Below are 19,642 nucleotides of genomic sequence, written 5' to 3' on the forward strand. Positions count from 1 at the left end.
GGGTGGGATGAGGGGTTGGACGGTGGCGGTGACGACGGCTGCGATGCTGGTGGGAACGGGTGCCCAGGCCTTTCCGGTGCAGGTGCCTTCAGGTCCGCAGGGTGAGCCCGCGGAGGTGACGCAGCTGCGCACCCGGCTGGAGCAGCGGGAGCTGGAGCTGAAGACGGCGCTGGCGAAGCTGCAGGCGTACGAGGACGAGGCGCTCCACGCGGAGGCGGAGCGGCTGGGCGTGGTGGAGCTGGTGAAGGCGTCGGGCCTGCCGGTGCACCAGCAGCGCCGGCTGTCGGTGGCCATCGTCCGCGAGGCCCAGCGCAACAACGTGGACCCGCTCCTGGTGGTCGCCGTCATCAAGTGCGAGAGCTCCTTCAACAACTACGCGGTGTCCCACGTGGGGGCCATGGGGCTGATGCAGGTGATGCCGGACACGGGCACGTGGCTGGCGGACAAGGCCGGCTTCCGGCTGGGCCGCAGCACCAACCTGTTCGACGCGGAGACGAACGTGGCGCTGGGCACCGCGTACCTGGCCAACCTCATCGAGCGCTTCGGCTCCGTGGAGAAGGCTTTGGTCGCCTACAACGCGGGCCCCGGACTGGCCCGGCGCATCCTCGCGAAGAAGGAAGCGCGCACGAAGTTCATGGCCGGCTACCCCACCAAGGTGGTGAAGGAGTTCCGGAAGCTGAAGGCCCACCAGGAGCGTCAGCTCACCCTGGCCGATCAGCAGAAGACGATTGACCGCCAGGGTTGATCGCCAGGCAACACCCCGGGCGCCCGTCACCTGACAGTCGCGTAGAAGTTGCCAACCCAGAGCTGAAATTCCTTCCCGTTCCAGTGCAGTGTTCGCGCCCGGCGGTGCACCCCATGGATTTTCCATGGGTTTTCCGGTCGCTGGACTGGCCCGGAATGTGCTCCTGCCGCCGTGCCCAATTCGTTGGCACAGCGCGCACATGGCATCCAAGGGAGAGCACAGCAATGGCGGGTTTGCAGATCCACCGCGAGGACGTCGCAGGTCACGTCACCCTTCGTTTGGAAGGGATACTGGACGGGAAGACGGCCCAGGAGGTCCAGACGTCTCTGGAGGGGCTGAAGGGGTGTGAGGTGGTGCTGGACTTCACCCATCTGCGCGAGTTCAAGGACAGCGCGGTGGGGGTGTTGACGCGGAACATGGCGAACTCGGTGAAGCTGCGCGGGCTGGCCACGCATCACGAGCGGATGTTCCGCTACTTCGGGGTGGGCGCCAGCGTCGCGCCACGGCGGCCATACTACACCCCCGAGGACGTGCTCTCCCTCTGAGCCGACAAGGGAGCGGGCGTCCCTGGAGGGCGCCCCGGAGTCTGGCGTGTTGGCACCCGGAGGAGTCGGCTAGAGTGGCGGCAGATGAACCAGCCCGCCCGCGTTCTCGCCGCCGCCGCCCCCTCCCCCGCAACCGCGCGCACGGCGATGGAACGCATCGCCGCCGAGCTTGGCCGGGCCGTCCAGGGCAAGGAAGCCCAGGCCCGGCTGGTGGCGACGTGCCTGGTCTCTGGTGGGCACCTGTTGCTGGAGGACGTGCCGGGTGTCGGGAAGACCACGTTGGCGGAGGCCCTGGCTCGCGCGTGCGGGCTGAGCTTCGCGCGGGTCCAGTTCACCGCGGACCTGATGCCGGCCGACATCCTGGGCGCGCAGATCTTCCACGCGCAGACGGCCACCTTCCAGTTCCGCCCCGGTCCCCTCTTCCGCCAGTTGGTGCTCGCGGATGAGCTGAACCGCGCCCCGCCCCGCACGCAGTCCGCGCTGCTGGAGGCCATGGCGCAGGGCCAGGTGTCGCTGGATGGGAGCACCCACGCGCTGCCCTCGCCCTTCACCGTGGTGGCCACGCAGAACCCGGTGGACTTCTCCGGCACCTATCCCCTGCCGGACTCCCAACTGGACCGCTTCATGCTGCGCCTGTCGCTGGGGCACCCCGCACCGGACGTGGAGGCGAAGCTTCTGGCCACCCGAGGGCGCGCGCCGCCCCTGGATGCCGTGCAGACGGTGTCCAGCCCCGAGGAAGTGGCCCAGCTGCGAGAGCTCTCCGCGGAGCTGCGGCTGGATGGCACGGTGGCCGACTACGTGGTGCGACTGGCGCGGGCCACGCGTGAGCACGGCGACATCGAGCGAGGCGCCTCCACCCGGGCGGTACTGGCGTTGGGCGCGGCGGCTCGGACGCAGGCGCTGTGGGAGGCGCGTGACTTCGTGACGCCGGGGGACGTGCGGGCGGTGCTGGTGCCGTGCTGGGCGCACCGCGTGCTCTTGCGCAGCGCCGTGCAGGGCGTGGCGGCGCGGGACGAGGCGGCGCACCTGCTGGAGGAGCTCACCCGAAAGGTGCCGGCGCCGCGGTGAAGCTCCGCCTGAAGCAACGCTGGGCGCGCCTTCGCGTCTGGCTGCGGCCCCCGCGCACCCTCAAGGTGACGCGCATCGGTCGCACCTACCTGGTGGTGACGTTCGGCGTGGGCCTGGGCGCGCTCAACACCGGCAACAACCTGCTGTACCTGCTGCTGGGCCTGCTCTTGAGCATGGTGGTGGTGTCCGGCGTGCTGTCGGAGCGGTGCATCCGGGACATCTCCGTGCGGCGCGTGGGCACGGACGCGGCCTTCGCCGCCGAGCCCTTCGCCTTCCGCTGGGCCGTGTCCCGCAAGCAGGGCCATGCCTTCGCCCTCACCTTCTCGGAAGCGGACTCCCCGCTGGTGGGCGGGGGCGGCGTGGGCTACCTGCCGGCGAACGTGGAGCACGTGGTGCGGGCCGACCTCACCGCGCCTCGCCGGGGGCCGGTGCGGCTGACGGGGGTGCGCGTCACGACGACGTGGCCCCTGGGCCTGTTCGCCAAGACGCGCGTGCTCCCGCTCGAAGGACTGCTGCTCGTCTACCCCCGGCGCGCCTATGCGTGCCAGGAGCCGGGGGACGCGGAGCGCGGGCCCGCGGGCGACGCGGGCAACCCCCGCCGCAACGACGGCAGCGGAGACGTGACGGGCCTGCGGGAGCTGGCCGAGGGTGAGGACGCGCGCCGCATCCACTGGCTCAAGAGCGCGTCTGCGGGGAAGCTGCTGCGCGTGGAGCGCGAGCGCGAGGAGCGCCGCACCTGGGTGCTCGCCGTGGAGCCGGGACTCGAGGGCGCGGCGCTGGAGCGCCGCTGCGAGGAAGTGGCCGCGCTGGCCCACCGGCTGCTCGAGGAGGGCCATGAGGTGGGGCTCAACACCACCGACCAGCGGCTGCGCTCCGGTGCGGGCTCCGCTCAGGAGAAACGCATCCTCCGGGCCCTGGCGTGGCTGGGCTTCGAGGGGCTTCGCGAAGAAGAAGAGGAGGCGGCATGACGCGGGGCACCCGGCTGCGACTGGTGCTGCGGGACGTGGCCTCCGGGTGCGCCTTCGCTTCGATGGCCGTATCGGGCCAGCTCCCGCTGTGGACGCTGGGCCTCTTCGCCTTCGCGCTGGTGGCGGCCCTGTTCGGCAAGCGCCTGTTCGCCCGGCGCGCGAAGCTCACGGCGCTGCTGCTGCTGGGCGTGGCGGCCGTGCTGGCGGTGAATGTCACGTCCGGGGCCCTGAACCTGGTGGTCGCGGCCTGTGCCTTCGCCGGCCTCATCTCCGCGCATCGGCTGCTGTCCGCGCCGGACCCGGCCACGGATGGACAGGTGCACCTGTCCGGGCTGTTGATGGTGGCCGGTGGCGCGGCGCTGTCGGGCGAGCTGGTCTACGGCCTGTTCCTGGTGGCCTTCAGCGTGCTGTCCAGCGTGTCGATGGCGCTGGGCGTGGTGGAAGCCGCCGTGCCGGAGGGCGAGCCCATCCCGGTGCGCGCCGTGCTCCGCCCCCTGGGCACGGGCGTCACCTTCGCGGTGGCGGGGGCGATGGCCTTCTTCATCCTCTTCCCCCGCCTGAACTGGAACATGACGGGCCCGCGCGCCGCGCCGGGATTGGGCCCCGCGACCGCGGGCTTCTCCAACACCGTGCGGCTGGGCGGCGCGGGCACCATCAAGGACAACCCGCGCATCGTCCTGCGCGCGACGCTGAGCCCGGACCCCGGAGTGGACGCGCTCGGTTCTTACTGGGTGGGCCGCACCTACGACATCTTCGACGGGATGGAGTGGACGAACGCGGGAGGCGTGCGTCGCGAGCGCGAGCCGCTCCTCACGCTGCGCCCCGGCGGGGACAACCTCATCCACCAGCGCGTGGAACTGCTGCCCGCGTACGGCGCCCGCACGCTCATCGCCCTGGAGACGCCGTCGCGGCTGGGCAACGCGGTGGCCAATGGCAGCACCGGCAGCCGGCGCACCTCGCTCCAGGAGCTGGCGGGTGGCGAAGCGCGTTTCCTGGAGGCGGGCGTCTCCTACGCATACGAAGCCTACAGCCTGCCTCCGGGCGGCAGCGGCGACTCCTTCCGGAAGCTGCCCTCCGAGGAGCAGGACGCGCTGCTGGCGCTGCCGGAGGCGTTGGATCCTCGCGTCGCGCAGACGGCGGCGCGCGTGCTCAATGGCGAGCGAGAGCCCCTGGCCGCGGCGCAGAAGCTGGCCACGTGGCTCCAGCGCGAGCACGCGTACACGCTGGAGCAGAATGGCGAGCGGGAGGATCCGCTGGCGGACTTCCTCTTCGACCGAAAGGCCGGACACTGCGAGCACTTCGCCACCGCGCTCACGCTGATGCTGCGCACCCAGGGCATCCGCGCGCGGCTGGCCACGGGCTTCTTCGGCGGAGAGCGCGTCAATGACGGCTACGTCCTGCGGGCCGGCGACGCGCACGCATGGACCCACGTGCTGGTGCCCGAGCGGGGCTTCGTGACCGTGGACGCGACGCCGCCCGCCCACCGCCCCAGCCAGGGCTCACGGCTGCTCCAGCGGCTGCTCGGGCTGTATGAAGCGCTGGAGTCGCGGTGGCGCAACTCCGTCGTCGACTACTCCTTCCGGGACCAGGTGGACGTGGCGCGCGCGCTGGTGCGCCCGCCGAAGGGCGCCGAGAACACCGCGAGGAGCCGCCTGCCTCCTGCCCGGGCCTGGGGCGCCGCCCTGGTGGCGGGCATGGTCGTCTATGCGGCGTGGCGACTGGTGACGCGGCTGGCGGGGCGGCCTCGCCCGCACGCGGCCACGCGCTTCGTCGACGCGGTGGAGGCGATGCTCGTCCCGGCGCGACTGGTGCGTGGCGAAGGCGAGACGCTCGAGGACCTGGATGCGCGGCTGGCTCGCGAGAGACATCCGCTGGCGCTCGCGCTGGCACCCGTCACCCGGCGCTACCTGGAAGCACGCTTCGGTGGACGCCCCCTGCGCCAGGGCGAAGCGGACCAGTTGCTGCGCGCCCTCCAGCAATCCGTCGCGGCCCACGTGAAGCTGGAGGCCCAGCGGGCCCGCGCGTCGGAGCCCCGGGCTCGCGCGTCCTGACGCTCGCGAGTCCGGATGCCCCTCGGGCGTCCCTTCGCGCGCGGAAAATGCTCCCGGCCAGCATCCGGCGCCGTCGTTAGCCGTTCTTCACGGGAAGACGACAGCGGCCCAGGCGGCCCTGTCGCCAGGGGTTCCCTTGCCTGGCTGCTGGGCCCCCTCGCTCGCTTCGCGTCAACGGCCGAAGGGCCCTGGCGCTCCTCTTGAGGAGGCGTGTCGTGCACAGACGGGCACATTCTACAGCCGAGAAGTCGCGGCGAGTTCCCAGAGCGGCCGTAACCGTTACAGCCCTCCTTCTTTGTACATGAGCGCAGCATCCGCCAACCCCCCGCAGACATTGGGGAAGGTGTGGGACTTCGCGCTGGCACCGCGGTTGCTCCTGACAGCCTTCGTTCAGTCGTCAAGCGGTCCGAAAACCTAGCGGCCTCGTCAGCGGGGCCCCACGTCGGGAGAAACCATCCATGCAGGCGTCCACCGAGCAGTCGTCCAACTCCGGCTCCCTGGCGATGTACCTCTCGGAGATCAACCACTACAACCTCCTCACCGTGGAGGAGGAGCAGGCACTTGCGCGCAGCTTCATCCGCGGCGAGCTGGCCGCCGGCCACCGGTTGGTCACCTCCAACCTGCGCTTCGTGGTGAAGGTCGCCTACGAGTACCGCTCCTACGGCATCAAGATGTCGGACCTCATCCAGGAGGGGAACATCGGCCTGATGAAGGCCGTGCAGAAGTTCGACCCGGACAAGGGCATCCGTCTCATCTCCTACGCGGTGTGGTGGATTCGCGCGTACATCCAGAACTACATCCTCAAGAGCTGGTCGCTGGTGAAGCTCGGCACCACGCAGGCTCAGCGGAAGCTGTTCTTCAGTCTGGCGCGCACGCGCCGCGAGCTGGAGAAGTTTGGCAACGGCGAGGCCGTGGTGAACGTGGAGGAGATTGCCCGCCGCCTGCACGTGAAGCCGGGCGAGGTGCGGGAGATGGAGCAGCGCATGGGCGGCCGGGACTTGTCCCTGGACGCGCCCATGGGCGAGGACGGTGGCAACAGCCACGTGGACTTCGTGGTGAGCGCCGCCGCGCCGCAGGATGACGAGTTCGCGGACAAGGAAGAGGCGGGCCTCATCAACGCCCGCGTCCGCACCGCGCTGATGCGGTTGGACCCCCGCGAGCGCTTCATCATCGAGCAGCGGGTGATGAACGAGCGCCCCATGACGCTCAAGGAGCTGGGCGAGCATTTCGGGTTCTCCCGGGAGCGTGCCCGTCAGCTGGAGATTCGCGCCAAGGACAAGCTGAAGGCGGAGCTGGCGGCGCTGATGGCGGAGGTGGATCCGGACGCCGCGGCGATGCAGCAGTGAGCCGTGTCTGACGCGGCAGGTCGGTCCCGCTGAGTGCGGGACGCCAGGCGCCTCCTCCCCACTCGGGGTGGGGGCGCTTGTCATTTGTGGGCCATCACTTCGCTGGCGGGCGGGGCCCTGCTAGAAGGGGCCGGATTCCCTCGTAAGGAGCCCTTCGCTTGGCCCACGGTACCCCGCCGGTCGTCGACGAGCGCGTCCCGATCTCGCAATCGCACGCGCCGCACCTGCACATCCCGTACGTCCCACCTGAACAGTCGCCCACGGAGATGACGATTCGAGCCCTGGTGCTCGGCTCGGTCCTGGGCATCGTGTTCGCCGCCTCGTCCGTGTACCTGGCCATCAAGGTCGGCCTCACGGTGTCGGCGTCGATTCCGGTGGCGGTGCTCTCCATCGCCATCTTCCGGGCGCTGGGCAAGTCGAACATCCTGGAGAACACCATCGTCCAGACGACGGGCTCGGCGGGTGAGTCGCTGGCCTTCGGCGTCGCCGCGGCGCTGCCCGCCCTGCTGCTCCTGGGCTACGACATCAGCCTGACGCACGCCTTCCTCGTGGCGGCGCTGGGCGGTGTGCTCGGCGTGCTGATGATGATTCCGCTGCGCCAGGGCCTCATCGTCCAGGAGCACGGCAAGCTGCCCTACCCTGAAGGGACAGCCAGCGCGGACGTGCTCATCGTCGGTGAGCAGGGCGGCACCAACGCGCGCACGGTCATCATCGGCTTCCTGGTGGGCGGCATCTACAAGTTCGCATACTCCGGCATGAAGCTGTTCCGCGAGGTGCTGAGCACGCCGCTCAAGGGACTCAAGAGCGCGACGCTGTCGACCGAGGTGAGCCCGGAGCTGCTCGGCGTGGGCTACATCATCGGCCCGCGCGTGGCGGCCATCACCTTCGCCGGTGGCGTGCTGAGCTACCTCATCCTCATCCCCGCCATCTCCTTCTTCGGCGCGGGGCTGGACCAGCCGCTGCTGGTGCACAACGGCGCGCTCATCCGGGACATGTCCCCGGACCAGATTCGCAACGCCTACGTGCTCTACATCGGCGCGGGCGCCGTGGCGACGGGCGGCCTCATCAGCCTCATCCGCTCGCTGCCGACCATCATCGGCGCGTTCAAGCGCGGCGTGGAGTCACTCAAGGCTTCGCGCGGGCAAGGCGGCGGACCGCAGCTGCTTCGCACCGAGCAGGACCTCCCCATCACCGTGGTGCTGGTGGGCAGCGTGGCCCTGGTGCTCCTCATCTGGCTGGCGCCGCCGCTGGAGGTGAACTTCATCTCCGCCATCCTCATCATCGTCTTCGGCTTCTTCTTCGTGACGGTGAGCGCACGAATCACCGGTGAGATTGGCAGCTCCTCCAACCCCATCTCCGGCATGGTGGTGGCCACGCTGCTCGTCACCTGCCTCGTGTACCTGCTGCTCGGGTGGACCAGCTCCGAGGACCGCTTCATGGCCCTCACCACGGCGGCCATCGTCGGCATCGCCGCCTCCAACGGCGGCACCACCGCGCAGGACTTGAAGACGGCCTACCTGGTGGGCGGCACCCCCAAGAAGCAGCAGATCGCCCTCTTCGTGGGCGTGCTGACCAGCGCCATGTTCATCGGCCTGGTGCTGGTGACGCTGAACAAGGGCGCCACCGTGACGATTCCGGAGCCGCACCCCGGCGTGCAGGTCACGGAGATGACCCAGGAGACGCGCACGCAGTACACCTTCCCGTGGGCCGTGTCCGCGCAGTCCCTGACGTCGCGCGGGCTGGACGAGGCCGCGCTGCGCAAGGCGGCCTGGGCGCAGGGCTATGACCTGGCCTCGCAGGGCGGAGCGCTGGAGCTGCGCAGCTGGCGGCAGGTGAGCGCGCAGGACGTCAGCGGCGTGACGCTGAGCCCCACGGGCGGCTCGCAGGTGAAGGTGTCGGAGCTCGGCGCCATCACCGAGGGCCCCCAGCGCACCTTCAAGGAAGGCTACGTGCGCGGCGCGGACACTCCGGTGCCCGCGGGCAAGTACCTGGTGGATGACGGCGGCAGCATCCAGTACGTGGTGGACCCGGGCATCGGCGGCCGTATCAGCTCCTACGAGGGGCAGGCCCTCACCCGCTACGCCGCGCCCAAGGCTCAGCTGTTCTCGCTCATCATCGACGGCATCCTCACGCAGCGGCTGCCGTGGGACCTGGTGCTGCTGGGCGTGTTCATCGCGCTGATGCTGGAGCTGTGCGGCGTGTCCTCGCTGCCCTTCGCGGTGGGCGTGTACCTGCCCATCAGCAGCAGCGCGCCGCTCTTCGTCGGCGGCATGGTGCGCTACCTCGTGGACCGCCTGCGCGGTGGCAGCGAGTCCGACTTCTCGCCGGGCACCCTGCTCTCCTCCGGCTACATCGCCGGTGGCTCGATTGCCGGCGTGCTCATCGCCTTCCTCGAAATCGCCACGGACGGCGCGGGCTCACGCGCCATCAACCTGCCGGCCGTGTTCGGCCACGAGGGCGCCTTCGGTGGCTTCCTCAACGCGGTGGGCGAGAGCGAGCTGGCGAGTCCCCTCTGGTCCAACCTGTGGGGCCTGCTCTTCTTCGCCGGCCTGACGCTGTTCCTGCTGCGCTCCGCCCTCAAGGGCACCAGCGCCGCGGTGTCACCGCCGCCCGGTAAGTAGGCCTGTGAGGTGACGGCGCTCCCCTGGCTGGGAGCGCCGTTCCTCCAGACACCGTTGAAATCCGAAACGGCTGGCGGCCTTAGAAGTTCGTGTTCTGCGAGCTGTTGACGAGCCTGAGATAGTCGCAGGTGCCGCTCGCGTCCCAGCTCACCCGGAAGAAGCCCCGGTTGCTCAGGGCCTGCTCCCAGAGCGCGGAGACGGCGGCGTTGGGGATGCAGGTGTAGACAACCGGGCTGGTGCCACCTGGCGGGGTGGACCACGAGTCGAAGCTGCGCGTGCCGGTCATCAGGTCTTCACGGAAGGACGCGGACGAGGTCGACGTCGCGTCCTCACGGAAGCCGACGAAATTGCCGTAGCAGAGTCCCGAGCCATCCGCGTTCTTCTGGCAGAAGACTGTCTGTGATTGGAGTCCTCCCCACGCGACGGGAGCGAGCCCCAGGACAGCGAGCGCCACCCCAGGGAACAGAACTCCGCGGAGAAGGGGCTTCGAAAAAGAGAGCTGCTTCATGTTGTGACTCCTGAGCCTTGCGTCGTTCGACTGCTCAAAGGGAAGTGAGGCTTACGGCAGGCCATCGAAACCCGGCGCGGGGACGAGCCGGTCCTGGTTGATGGCGACGACGAGTTGCTTGCGGAGCGCGTCCGCCTCGGGGCGACCTCGAAGGTGGACGAGTTCACGTCGAATCTCGAGAACGTCCTCGGCTGTCATGCGCCCGCTGGAGACCACCCGGTCCACCATCATGCCCGCACGCGCCACGGCCTCGCGCTGCTCCGAAGACGGCTCTGGCGCGGTGGGAACGGGAGCCTCCGGCTCGGAAGAGCCCGCGACGGGCCCTCCCGACTCCTTCAGCAAGGTGGCCACCCGCAAGGCCATGGCCTCCTGGTCCTCGACGGAGAGACGACTCTCCCGCGGAGCGAGGATGGTGGCGGTGCCCACCGGGCTCGCTCCAGTCGCGTGGGAGCTGGACTCCAGCGCCCGGCGCAGCGAACCCACTTCGTCGGTGAGCTGCTCCATTCGCTGCGCCTGGGATTGCTGCGCCTGGCTCACCGCGAGCCAGCACCCCACGGCGCACCCCACGGCTGTGGTCAGGCTTGGAAGCCAGCCACGCAACACCTGGGTTGTCATGGAGTGGATCAGAAATGCGAGTACTGGCTGCCGTTGATCAGGAACAGCGAATAGCACTCACCCGCGGCCGACCAGTAGATGGAGAAGAAGCCCCCGTGGTTCATGGCCTTGCTCCACTGCGCCGCCGTCGCCGTATTGGCCGTGCAGTTGAAGTACGTCGTCGTCGCGCCCGAGGTGAGGGCCGCGGAGAAGTACGGCGCGGCGTTGCTCACCCGGGTGAAGGACGCCTGGGTGCTGGCGCCGACGTGGTTGCGAAAGCCAAGGAGACTGCCGTGGCACCGACCGGAGCCATCCGCGTTCTTGTAGCAGTTCGCGGACTCGGTCTCGAAACCAGCGAAGGCAGCGGGAGCGGCCAACAGCGTCGCGACACAGAAAGCCGAGGCTCCGTGCTTCAAGACATCATGCATGTGAATTCCTTGCTCAAGGGAGGCCAGGTGTTTCTGGCCCCTTGAAAAGAACTCTACGAAGAGCCTCTGACACACCACTTCAGAGCGGCGCGATGGAGTCCGGCACCTGCTCCCGCTCGGGCGCCGCCTGCGTGGACGTGGTGCCCTCCGCGCATACGTACTCCGTGCGCAGCGGCGTGACGAAGCCCACCGTGCCCACGTAGACGAGCGCGCCCCACCAGGGCCAATACACGTCCACACGCGACACCCCGTGGCGACACTCCGCCGCCGACACGTTGGCCGTCGACAGCCCGTACACCAGGCTCACGCCCGTGCGCGCCTCCGGGAGCCCGTCTCGCGGGGCGCCCGTCCGCACGCTCATCCGGAAGCACCCCGTCAGCCCCAGCAGCAATACCCCACAGGCCATGACTCGCAGCATGCGCTCGACACTCCTCCCGGTACGCCGGCCCACGCAAGATACCCGGTAATTCCAGGGCGACGGCGTCGAGGTAGACCCATGTCATCCAAGTCCGCGAACTTCCAACCTCCGCCGGCTGGGGCCCCGGAGGATTTCGCGGTAGGCTGGTGATACCGCCCGAGCGGAGAGTTGCACGCGCATGGCCCATCCCCAAAAGACCCAGGAAGCGAGCACGGAGCCGGAGCAGACGCCGGAGGTCCGCGAGAAGGTGGAGCTGGCGCGCACGTTCGCGTTCCACCTGCTCAAGGGCATCAAGCAGATTGGCATGTACCGCCACAACGATGCGCGCTTCCCGGAGTTCCTCGCCAAGGCGCTGGAGTCCATCACCCAGTACACCGAGAAGTACGGGCCCCTGTCGCTCAAGGTCGAGCAGCAGAACCTGACGCTGCACAACGACTCGCTCTTCACCGAGGACACGCCGCTCCCGTACAAGTTCTTCCGCGACGGCATCCGTCAGCTCATCTTCCGTCCCGGCCTCGTCGTGGAGGAGCTGGTCACCTTCACGATGATTTCCCTGTCGGAGCCGGAGCGCGGCGCCGAGGACGTGCTGGCCCAGCTGTGGCGCGCGGGCATGGAGCACGTCGAGTACGTCGTGGTGGAAGGCTTCTCCATGGAGAACGCCAGCGAAGACGAGGTGCAGGTCGAGGTGGACAAGGTGGTGGGCTACCTCTACGCGCGCCTGCAGACGAACTCGGACGACTACCTGCGCTTCGCTCGCGTGTCCGCGGAGGACCTGGACGCGAAGCTGGACGGCGTGGAGCAGATTCGCGGCCTCGTCGTCGGCGGGCGGCATGCGTCGGATGACCTGAAGGCGAAGCTCCAGCGCGAGGTGTCGGAGGAAGAAGGCGCGCGGCTGTTCCCCAAGCTGGTGAGCGCCGTGTTCCAGGTGGTGGAAGGTGGCGTCGAGGACGGCGCGCTGCTCGAGGAAATCTTCGTGCAGTTGCTGGACATGCTGCTGCTCCAGGACGACTTCGGCACCATCAATCAAATCGTCCTCAAGCTGCGCGCGCTGTCGCAGAAGGAAGGCGGCGCGCCGCTGGAGAAGCTGCTCGAGTCCTTCCTGCACAAGATGGGCGAGGAGCAGCGGTTGATGCGCCTGGGCGAGTCGCTCAAGGGCTCTCGTCCCAAGCACCCCGCGGACGTGACGCGCTACCTCCAGGCGCTGGGCCGCGACTCCGTCATCCCCCTGCTCACGGTGTTGGAGACGTTGGAGATTCCGGAGAACCGCGCGCTCCTGTGTGACGCGCTGGCCGTCGTCGCGAGAGAGCTGCCGGAGCCCTTCGTGGCGCGGCTGATCTCAGACCGTCCGCAGACGGTGCGCGACATGGTGTACGTGCTGGAGAAGAGCAACCACCCCGAGCGCATCAAGATGTTCGGTCAGGTGCTCAAGAGCCCCAACCTGGTGGTGAAGCTGGAGGTGCTCAACATCATCGGGCGCGGGCGCACGGGCGAGGCGCGCCGCCTCATCTTCGAGGCGCTCGCGGACCCCGTCTCCCAGGTGCGCATGGTGGCGGCCCGGATGCTGCCGGAGTTTGATCGCGACAAGGCGTTCTCCGACTTGATGCGCCTGATTCGAGAGCCCGCGTTCGACAAGAAGACGCCCGACGAGCGCACCGCCTTCTACGCGGCCGTCGGTGCGACGGGCACGCCGGGCGCGCTCTCGCACATGCAGCAACTGCTGGCGGTGAAGCCCTCGTTGCTCAACAAGAAGCGCGTGCTGGAAGACAAGATGCTGGCCGTCGCCGGGCTCCAGGGCGCCTGCTCCATCCAGAGCTACAAAATGATGCAGGCCATCGTCGAGGACCGCACCCAGCCGGTGGAACTGCTCACGGCGGCGCGCAAGGCGATGTACCAGACGCGCAAGACGCTGTTCGGTGACTCGGCGCTCCCAGAGGAGGCATAAGCCCATGGCTGAGAACCTCAAAATCACCCAGAGCCAGGACGAGAGCACCAACGAGTTCGGCCGCGAGCACAACGAGAAGCTCCAGGCCCTCTCGCGCTCCATGGTCGCCGGCCTCTACATGCTGGTGCGCTCCGTGAAGATGTATGACCCGGAGAACGGCGTCTTCCAGAAGCCACTGCACCAGCTCCAGGACATCATCAACCAGATCATCGGCAAGGAAGGCCGACTGGAGCTGGCGGGCGTCAAGGACTCCTTCTACCTGAACAGCATGCTGGTGAAGGTTGACCTGAACTCCATCGAGAACCAGCGATATCTCCTGACGGAGATGCGCGCCAAGGACGTCGGCGGCTTCACGCTCACCAAGCCGGTGACGGTGCCGGACCTGAAGAACTTCATCTGGATCTTCAGCAAGGAGCAGTCGAGCACCTCCGAGGAGGACGGACTCGCGGGCCGCAAGCTGCTCAACATGCGGGTGGCCAAGTTCTCCAAGCTCAAGGAGAAGCTCGACAAGGACATGAACAACGTGGGCGACCAGAAGGTCGATCGCAAGAAGTACGCGATGACCGTCTATGCCCGCTCGGTGTTCTTCCTCAGCAAGTACCTGGAGTCGGTGCGCGCGGGCAAACCCATCAACGCGTCCAAGGCCCTGCGGCTGGTGCAGGACTTCGTGGACATCAGCTACGAGCAGAAGACCCACTTCCTGGGCATGACGACGATGCGGCGCGAGGACGACTACCTCGTGTACCACCAGGTCAACGTGTGCCTGATGTGCATCGTCTTCGGCGCGGAGCTGGGGCTCACGAAGCCGCAGCTGCGAGACCTGGGCTACATCGCCCTCTTCCACGACGCGGGCATGACGACGCTGCCGGAGGAGCTGGCCACCAAGCGCGGGGCGCTGACTCCGGAGGAGCGCGTGGCGGTGCAGCGCGCGCCGCTCATCTCCGTGCGCAACATCCTCATGGAGAAGGGCTTCAGCCGCTCCACCCTTCTGCGCGTCGTGACGACCTTCGAGCACAAGACGGACTTCGGTACCGCGGTGCGCGACTCGCGCGGCAACATCCAGATGATCATCCCGAAGACGAACCTCGGGGCCTACGCGAAGATCATCGCCATCTGCGACGCGTACGACGCGCTCACCTCCAAGCGCCCGTACCGCGATGCCTACGGCCCGGAAGTCGCGCTGATGCTGATGTGGACGGAGATGCGCAACAAGTTCGACCCCGAGCTGCTCGAGGTCTTCATGCGCGTCATGGCCATCCAGCCCGTGAAGGTGCTGTCCAAGCGACAGCAGTCACTCAGCGTTTCCGGCTTGTAGCCGCCGCGCGCTTCTTCGTCGTCGTCTTCCGGGCGGGAGCCTTCTTCGGCTTCGCCTTCGGCTCGGGCTCCGGTGGCGCCTGGGGGCCCCGCAGCAGCTCGAGCGCGGCGGTGAAGTCCTCGGGAAGGGGCGCCTCCAGCGAGAGCGCCTTGCCCGTGCGCGGGTGCGCGAAGGCCAGCTTCCACGCGTGCAGGGCCTGGCGTCCCAACCGCTCCTGCGCGGCCGCGGACTCACCCTTCGGCTTGCGCCCGGCGCCGTACAGCGTGTCCCCGAGCAACGGGTGGCCCGCCTCCGTGAGGTGGACGCGAATCTGATGCGTCCGGCCGGTGAGCAGATCCACCTCCACCAGCGCGGCGCCGTCAAAGGCCTCGAGCACGCGGAAGACGGTGATGGCCGGCTTGCCCTCTCGCACCTTCCCGGTGAAGCGCTGACGGTTCACCGGGTGGCGGCCATAGAGCGTCTCGATGCGCCCTTGCGCGGGGGGCACGCCGTGAACCAGCGCCAGATACGTCTTGGTGACTTCGCGCCCCTTGAAGGACTTCTGGAGCGCGACGAGGGCCCGCTCGCTCTTGGCGACGACGAGGCAGCCCGTGGTGTCCTTGTCCAGGCGGTGGACGATGCCGGGGCGCAGCTCGCCGCCGACGCCGGCCAGGTCCTTCACGCGATGCAAGAGCGCGTTGACCAGGGTTCCCGTCGCGTGTCCCGCGCCCGGGTGCACCACCATGCCCGCCGCCTTGTCGACGACGACGAGGTCCTTGTCCTCATGCAACACGGACAGGGGCAGCTCCTCGGCCTGAGGAGCGGCGGCCACGGGGGCCGGAACGTGGAGGGTGAGGAGCTCGCCACCGCGAAGGCGCATCGCCGCCTTCACGGGCCTGCCGTCGACGAGCACGTGCCCATCGTCGATGAGGCCCCGGATGCGCGAACGCGTCAGGTCGGTGAAGACGGTGGCGAGGTACTGGTCGATGCGCTCTCCGCGTGAGGCCGGCGGGGCGCGATGATCTCGGGTGTCGGGCGCTGCCACGTGGAGCGGACTACCAGATCTTCGACTTCACGTGCGCCTTGGAGCGCAACACGATGTCGTTGATGGCGCGCTCGAAGAAGTTCGCGTTCGTGTAGACATCCTGGCTGACGCGGCTCTTGTAGAGCTCACGTCCCTCTTCCAGCTCCTCCTTGAGGACCTCGAAGAGGTTGTCCTGCTCGATACCCTTGATGATCTTCTGCTCGTTGTAGAGCGAGATATCCGAGGCAATCGCACGGGCGAGCCGCATCGCCTTGATCTTTTCCTCGTCCGTCATCGTCCTCCCTACATAGGCACCGCTCGGAGGGGAGTCAACTTTCCTTGTGGTACGAGCGCAGGTTGGCAGCTCCCCGGGTCAGCATCACTTCTTGCCCGACTTCTCAGAAGCCAAGCCCAGATAGCTCCTGGACACCTGGAGCGGATCCAACCCCAGCTCGCGGGCCAGGTTCATGAGGATTCCTCGCAGGTACACGGGCGGAGGCAGCAGCGTGTAACGGTCCGCCTCCACGTTCTCCAGATGACGCAAGGAGATACGGGTGCGATCCGCCACCTGATGGAGCGTGAAGCCCCGAGTCTCCCGGACCCTGCGCAGCAGCTCGCCGTTGAACTCGGCGTCGGCGGGGATGTCCGGGAGGCGCGGACGGACATCGCGCACGCGGGCGGAGACCTGGGCCAGGGCGGCTTCGGCCGTGGCGATGGCCGAGTCCTGGGAGAGCACCTGTGCCTCTCCCAACTGACGACCCGAGCCGCCCCGGGTCTGCGCGGACGCCCCCGTGCCAGACGCGGTCGAAGGCATGGAACGGGATGTGCCCGTCGACCGACCTGTCGTTGGCGTCACGACGATGGACGTGGCCGGCTCGGGCGCGGGGGGCTCCGCCGACACGGGTGCAACCGGCTGAGAGGAAGCGTCCTGCGCGTTCGACGCAACGGAAGCCTCGTCGACCGGGGGCTCCTCTGCGGCTGCTGGCGTCGATGCGATGGGACTCGCGGGAACCTCGGTGCCTTGAGCCTCCGCGCTCGCACCGGCCGACTCCGCAGTGCTCGTGCTGGCGCCCTCGGTGCTCGACGCCGCCTGGGCAGCTACCGCACTCGCGCTGATGGCCGCCTCGACGCTCGGCACGGGCTGAGCGCTCGTCGCGCTCGCGGTGTCGGGAGCCTCGGTGCTCGACGCCGCCTGAGCTGCCACCGAACTCGCGCTGTCGGGAGCCTCGGTGCTCGACGCCGCCTGGGCAGTTACGACACTCGCGCTGTCGGGAGCCTCGGTGCTCGACGCCGCCTGGGCAGTGACCGCACTCGCGCTGGTGGGCGCCTCGACGCCCGGCACGGACTGGGCGCTCGTCGCGCTCGCGGTGTCGGGAGCCTCGGAGTTCGACGCCTCGGCGGCGGCACTGGCCGGAACGACGGCCGACGACGTGGCGGAGGACGAATCCGCGCTTGTTTCCACCGAAGCGGAACCCGCCGCGCTCGACTGCGCCACGACGCTCTCCGCCGTCCGCGCTTCCGCGACATTCGCCGGGGCAGACTCACCGCGCGCGGGCGAAGACCCGACGTCCACCCTGCCTGCCGCAGGCATGCCCACGAACCCACCGCCGAATGGCGCGGACTGCAAGGAGCTGGTCACGTACGACAGCGAATAGCCACTGACGAAGCTGGCCCGGAACGCCGCCGGCCCACTCAGCTCGGGCTCCGGCTCCTCCGTCCCCTTCCCTGCCTCGGAGGCAGAGGACGAAGCCGACGACTCCACCGCGCTCGCGAGCGCCTCGGCCGCGCGCTGCACGGGGCCGGAGTCCTTCGCGGGTGCCGTCACGGCCTCGGCCACCTTGCGCGCGGGCAGGCCCAGGTCCTTGTCGTACTCGACGCGCAGGTCGGCGTCCGTGAGGATCTCCATCGCCTCCGTCATCCGGGCGCGGAGGGCGTCCACCTGATCCGCATCCACGAGCGCGTACACCGCGATGGAGTCCGGCGCATAGAGTTCCATCAACCGCGAATAGGCGGCGTGGATCTCCTCCATCTGCGCGGTGACAGGGACCTCCAGGAGCTCGTAATAGGTCTGCTGCGCGAAGGGCTTCATGGCGTGGCGGGAATGGGCGTTCCGTCGATTGCGAGCAAGCGCGAGGCGATGCGTTGAATGGCCAGAGCCGCCGGGGAATCCGGCCGCTCAATCAATACGGGGCGCCGCTTTCGCACCGCGCGCCACGCCTCATCGTCATACCGGATGGCACCCAGGTCATCCATGTCGATCCCAAAGAACTTCTTCCACGCGGAGGCCACGGCTGTTCCCACGTTCAGGTCCGCGTCCGTCCGGGCCTGGTTCACCACCAGCCGGATGCGGAAGGCCGCCAGCTCTCGCTCCAGTCGCTCCGCACCCACGGGGTCCTTGCGCCTCACCTGCTCGAGCACGTCATGCAGCGTGCGCAGCGAGCCCTCCCGGGTCGTCAGGGCGCTGTCCACCAGGTCCCCGATGCCGTACTCGGCCTCCATCTGCTGCAACCGCCGGAAGAAGGCCGCCTTCGCGAAGCGGTACGCGTTCTCCACCGACGTGGGCTCGGGCAACACCACCAGCAGCCCATGGTCCGCCATGATGAAGAAGTCGATGGTGTTGAAGCTCGTGCCCGCGCCCAGGTCCAGGATGAGGTAGTCCGCCTGCGCCCCCAGCAGCGTCTTCAAGAGCTTCTGCTTCTGCGCGTACTTGAGGTTGGCCGCGTCCAGCGCGTCCTGCGCGCCCGCGATGAGCGACAGCCGAGGCACCCCTGTCGGGACGATGACGTCCTCCAGCCGCGCCTTGTTGCGCCGCAAGAAGTCGGACAGCGTCGCCTCCGGCTGCCCCACACCCAGACACGTGTGAAGGTTGGCCCCGCCCAGGTCCGCGTCCACCAGCAACACGTTCAGCCCGGACTGCGCCAGCGCCACGCCCAGGTTGGCGGACACCATCGACTTGCCAATGCCACCCTTGCCGCCGCCCACGGCGATGATGCGACGGGGCCGCGCACGTCGTCCCAATCCCGGCGGCCCCGACTGCACCGGCTCGGAGGTCGGGGTCCCCAGGGCACGGGCATCGGCCAGGGGCGCTCGCGAAGGTTTGGACATGGGCGGTCGCATCAAAGCCCGTCCTACCGCCCGAGTCGACTCCCCGCCAATCCCCGGCCATTTCGTCGATCAATCCCCCCACCACCGAGAGGGATGACACCCAGATTTACAGGGCTCGCATGGCTGACCAGTGAACAGGCGACCGAGCGCTCCGCCCTACTCGTCCAGCAGCTCCACGTTCCAGTACGACGCGTCCGCGAGGTGCAGGAAAGGCAGCCACTCCTGATACGTCACCTTGCGCGAAGCGCCTCGGAACAGCGGAGTCCAGCGCGGGCGCACCGGCTTCTTGAGCAGTCTCATGTCGGCCTGCTCCGGCGTGCGGCCCCCCTTCTTCAGGTTGCACGGCACGCACGAGCACACGACATTCTCCCACGTCGTCTTGCCGCCCTGGGTCCGAGGCATGACGTGGTCCAGGTTCAAATCGCTGCGGGGGAGGTTCTTGCCACAGTACTGACAGGTGTCCGCGTCGCGCGCGTAGATGTTGAGCCGGGAGAAACGCACCCTCCCACGCGGGAGATGGTCATACGCGCTGAGCACCAGCACCCGGGGAACGCGGATGGTCCGGTTGATGGTGGTGATGCAGTCGTTGGTGGCGCTCAGTGCCGCCCAATCGGCGAACTCGTAGAGTCGGTACTGCTGGTCAATCGCCTTGGCGACGCCCTGATACAGCAGCGAGAACGCCCGCTTCACCGACGTGACGTGCACCGGTTGGTAGTACCGGTTGAGTACGAGGACGGCGCTGTTGATCATGGTGGTTTCCCGGGACTTGCGGTCGCCACGCTTTCAGCGACCGACGCGAGTTCCTCCTTCGCGAGACAGCGGACGTCGAGGACCACCTCGCCATCCGCGATCCTGCCAATAACCGGCACTTCGCCGCCGCGCAGGCGTTCGAGGAATGATTCCGGTGCACCTACGGTGAGGCTGCACGCGAAGGAAGGCAACCGGGCCAGCGGCATGGCACCCCCGCCCACCTGTCCCACCACCC

General features: G+C 68.5%; 18 protein-coding genes and 1 pseudogene. 9 read left to right on the forward strand and 10 right to left on the reverse strand.

The annotated features are described in order from the left end of the window. The 7 genes from FJV41_RS36440 to FJV41_RS36470 all read left to right on the forward strand — a co-directional run. A partial coding sequence (locus FJV41_RS36440; protein ID WP_246137637.1) for a lytic transglycosylase domain-containing protein occupies window positions 1-745 on the forward strand: 745 nt, incomplete at its 5' end. A 224-nt stretch (window positions 746-969) separates the two neighbouring features. Further along, window positions 970-1,290, forward strand: a complete 321-nt coding sequence (locus tag FJV41_RS36445; RefSeq protein ID WP_141647218.1) for an STAS domain-containing protein — start codon at window positions 970-972, stop codon at window positions 1,288-1,290. An 84-nt stretch (window positions 1,291-1,374) separates the two neighbouring features. After that, on the forward strand, window positions 1,375-2,358 hold the full coding sequence (locus FJV41_RS36450; protein WP_141647219.1) for an AAA family ATPase: 984 nt from the start codon (window positions 1,375-1,377) through the stop codon (window positions 2,356-2,358). Further along, window positions 2,355-3,326, forward strand: coding sequence for a DUF58 domain-containing protein (locus tag FJV41_RS36455; RefSeq protein WP_141647220.1), 972 nt, complete (start codon window positions 2,355-2,357; stop codon window positions 3,324-3,326). The genes FJV41_RS36450 and FJV41_RS36455 overlap by 4 nt, the downstream gene beginning before the upstream one ends. Beyond that, the gene (locus FJV41_RS36460; RefSeq protein WP_181791172.1) at window positions 3,323-5,377 is read left to right on the forward strand and encodes a transglutaminase TgpA family protein; all 2,055 of its coding nucleotides are present in this window, start codon (window positions 3,323-3,325) and stop codon (window positions 5,375-5,377) included. Before FJV41_RS36455 ends, FJV41_RS36460 begins: the two co-directional genes overlap by 4 nt. 458 nt (window positions 5,378-5,835) lie before the next feature. Continuing rightward, window positions 5,836-6,723: an RNA polymerase factor sigma-32 gene (locus FJV41_RS36465; protein WP_141647222.1), complete on the forward strand. Its 888-nt coding sequence runs from the start codon at window positions 5,836-5,838 to the stop codon at window positions 6,721-6,723. A gap of 158 nt (window positions 6,724-6,881) precedes the next feature. Next, window positions 6,882-9,344: an OPT family oligopeptide transporter gene (locus tag FJV41_RS36470; RefSeq protein ID WP_141647223.1), complete on the forward strand. Its 2,463-nt coding sequence runs from the start codon at window positions 6,882-6,884 to the stop codon at window positions 9,342-9,344. A gap of 79 nt (window positions 9,345-9,423) precedes the next feature. On the opposite strand, the gene FJV41_RS36475 is transcribed toward FJV41_RS36470, so the two are convergent. The 4 genes from FJV41_RS36475 to FJV41_RS36490 all read right to left on the reverse strand — a co-directional run bounded on the left by FJV41_RS36475 (window position 9,424) and on the right by FJV41_RS36490 (window position 11,292). Continuing rightward, entirely contained in the window at window positions 9,424-9,852 is a 429-nt protein-coding gene (locus FJV41_RS36475; protein ID WP_141647224.1) for a hypothetical protein, read from the reverse strand. Between the two features lie 51 nt (window positions 9,853-9,903). Continuing rightward, window positions 9,904-10,407, reverse strand: a complete 504-nt coding sequence (locus tag FJV41_RS36480) for a hypothetical protein (RefSeq protein ID WP_141647225.1) — start codon at window positions 10,405-10,407, stop codon at window positions 9,904-9,906. A 68-nt stretch (window positions 10,408-10,475) separates the two neighbouring features. After that, window positions 10,476-10,874 carry a hypothetical protein gene (locus FJV41_RS36485; protein WP_141647226.1) on the reverse strand — a complete coding sequence of 133 codons (399 nt, stop codon included), beginning with the start codon at window positions 10,872-10,874 and terminating at the stop codon, window positions 10,476-10,478. Window positions 10,875-10,953: 79 nt separating this feature from the next. After that, window positions 10,954-11,292 carry a hypothetical protein gene (locus FJV41_RS36490; RefSeq protein WP_141647227.1) on the reverse strand — a complete coding sequence of 113 codons (339 nt, stop codon included), beginning with the start codon at window positions 11,290-11,292 and terminating at the stop codon, window positions 10,954-10,956. 178 nt (window positions 11,293-11,470) lie between these two features. Here FJV41_RS36490 and FJV41_RS36495 point away from each other — a divergent pair, with 178 nt between their 5' ends. Both FJV41_RS36495 and FJV41_RS36500 read left to right on the forward strand, forming a co-directional pair. Beyond that, entirely contained in the window at window positions 11,471-13,234 is a 1,764-nt protein-coding gene (locus FJV41_RS36495; RefSeq protein WP_141647228.1) for a HEAT repeat domain-containing protein, read from the forward strand. A gap of 4 nt (window positions 13,235-13,238) precedes the next feature. Next, window positions 13,239-14,549 (forward strand): HD-GYP domain-containing protein, encoded by a 1,311-nt coding sequence (locus FJV41_RS36500; RefSeq protein ID WP_141647229.1) that lies wholly within the window; start codon window positions 13,239-13,241, stop codon window positions 14,547-14,549. On the opposite strand, the gene FJV41_RS36505 is transcribed toward FJV41_RS36500, so the two are convergent. The 6 genes and pseudogenes from FJV41_RS36505 to FJV41_RS36530 form a co-directional block, all read right to left on the reverse strand. Continuing rightward, the gene (locus tag FJV41_RS36505; RefSeq protein WP_141647230.1) at window positions 14,530-15,573 is read right to left on the reverse strand and encodes an RluA family pseudouridine synthase; all 1,044 of its coding nucleotides are present in this window, start codon (window positions 15,571-15,573) and stop codon (window positions 14,530-14,532) included. The genes FJV41_RS36500 and FJV41_RS36505 overlap by 20 nt on opposite strands. 10 nt (window positions 15,574-15,583) lie before the next feature. Then, window positions 15,584-15,847: a hypothetical protein gene (locus tag FJV41_RS36510; RefSeq protein ID WP_141647231.1), complete on the reverse strand. Its 264-nt coding sequence runs from the start codon at window positions 15,845-15,847 to the stop codon at window positions 15,584-15,586. 84 nt (window positions 15,848-15,931) lie between these two features. Next, window positions 15,932-17,641 (reverse strand): helix-turn-helix domain-containing protein, encoded by a 1,710-nt coding sequence (locus FJV41_RS36515; RefSeq protein ID WP_141647232.1) that lies wholly within the window; start codon window positions 17,639-17,641, stop codon window positions 15,932-15,934. Next, complete coding sequence (locus tag FJV41_RS36520; RefSeq protein WP_141647234.1) at window positions 17,638-18,591, reverse strand: MinD/ParA family ATP-binding protein; 954 nt, start codon at window positions 18,589-18,591, stop codon at window positions 17,638-17,640. Before FJV41_RS36520 ends, FJV41_RS36515 begins: the two co-directional genes overlap by 4 nt. Window positions 18,592-18,813: 222 nt before the next feature. Next, window positions 18,814-19,407: an HNH endonuclease gene (locus FJV41_RS36525; protein ID WP_141647233.1), complete on the reverse strand. Its 594-nt coding sequence runs from the start codon at window positions 19,405-19,407 to the stop codon at window positions 18,814-18,816. Beyond that, a pseudogene (locus FJV41_RS36530) lies at window positions 19,404-19,642 on the reverse strand (L-seryl-tRNA(Sec) selenium transferase); the annotation flags it as partial. The pseudogene FJV41_RS36530 and the gene FJV41_RS36525, both read right to left, overlap by 4 nt.

Source organism: Myxococcus llanfairpwllgwyngyllgogerychwyrndrobwllllantysiliogogogochensis (genome assembly GCF_006636215.1).
GTDB lineage: Bacteria > Myxococcota > Myxococcia > Myxococcales > Myxococcaceae > Myxococcus > Myxococcus llanfairpwllgwyngyllgogerychwyrndrobwllllantysiliogogogochensis.

Excerpts from the sequence above, each read along its gene's own strand:
- FJV41_RS36500 (WP_141647229.1), top strand. The coding sequence starts at position 13,239 with ATGGCTGAGAACCTCAAAATCACCCAGAGCCAGGACGAGAGCACCAAC.
- FJV41_RS36525 (WP_141647233.1), bottom strand. The coding sequence starts at position 19,407 with ATGATCAACAGCGCCGTCCTCGTACTCAACCGGTACTACCAACCGGTG.
- FJV41_RS36460 (WP_181791172.1), top strand. The coding sequence starts at position 3,323 with ATGACGCGGGGCACCCGGCTGCGACTGGTGCTGCGGGACGTGGCCTCC.
- FJV41_RS36490 (WP_141647227.1), bottom strand. The coding sequence starts at position 11,292 with ATGCTGCGAGTCATGGCCTGTGGGGTATTGCTGCTGGGGCTGACGGGG.
- FJV41_RS36510 (WP_141647231.1), bottom strand. The coding sequence starts at position 15,847 with ATGACGGACGAGGAAAAGATCAAGGCGATGCGGCTCGCCCGTGCGATT.
- FJV41_RS36495 (WP_141647228.1), top strand. The coding sequence starts at position 11,471 with ATGGCCCATCCCCAAAAGACCCAGGAAGCGAGCACGGAGCCGGAGCAG.
- FJV41_RS36445 (WP_141647218.1), top strand. The coding sequence starts at position 970 with ATGGCGGGTTTGCAGATCCACCGCGAGGACGTCGCAGGTCACGTCACC.
- FJV41_RS36515 (WP_141647232.1), bottom strand. The coding sequence starts at position 17,641 with ATGAAGCCCTTCGCGCAGCAGACCTATTACGAGCTCCTGGAGGTCCCT.
- FJV41_RS36485 (WP_141647226.1), bottom strand. The coding sequence starts at position 10,874 with ATGCATGATGTCTTGAAGCACGGAGCCTCGGCTTTCTGTGTCGCGACG.
- FJV41_RS36475 (WP_141647224.1), bottom strand. The coding sequence starts at position 9,852 with ATGAAGCAGCTCTCTTTTTCGAAGCCCCTTCTCCGCGGAGTTCTGTTC.
- FJV41_RS36450 (WP_141647219.1), top strand. The coding sequence starts at position 1,375 with ATGAACCAGCCCGCCCGCGTTCTCGCCGCCGCCGCCCCCTCCCCCGCA.
- FJV41_RS36465 (WP_141647222.1), top strand. The coding sequence starts at position 5,836 with ATGCAGGCGTCCACCGAGCAGTCGTCCAACTCCGGCTCCCTGGCGATG.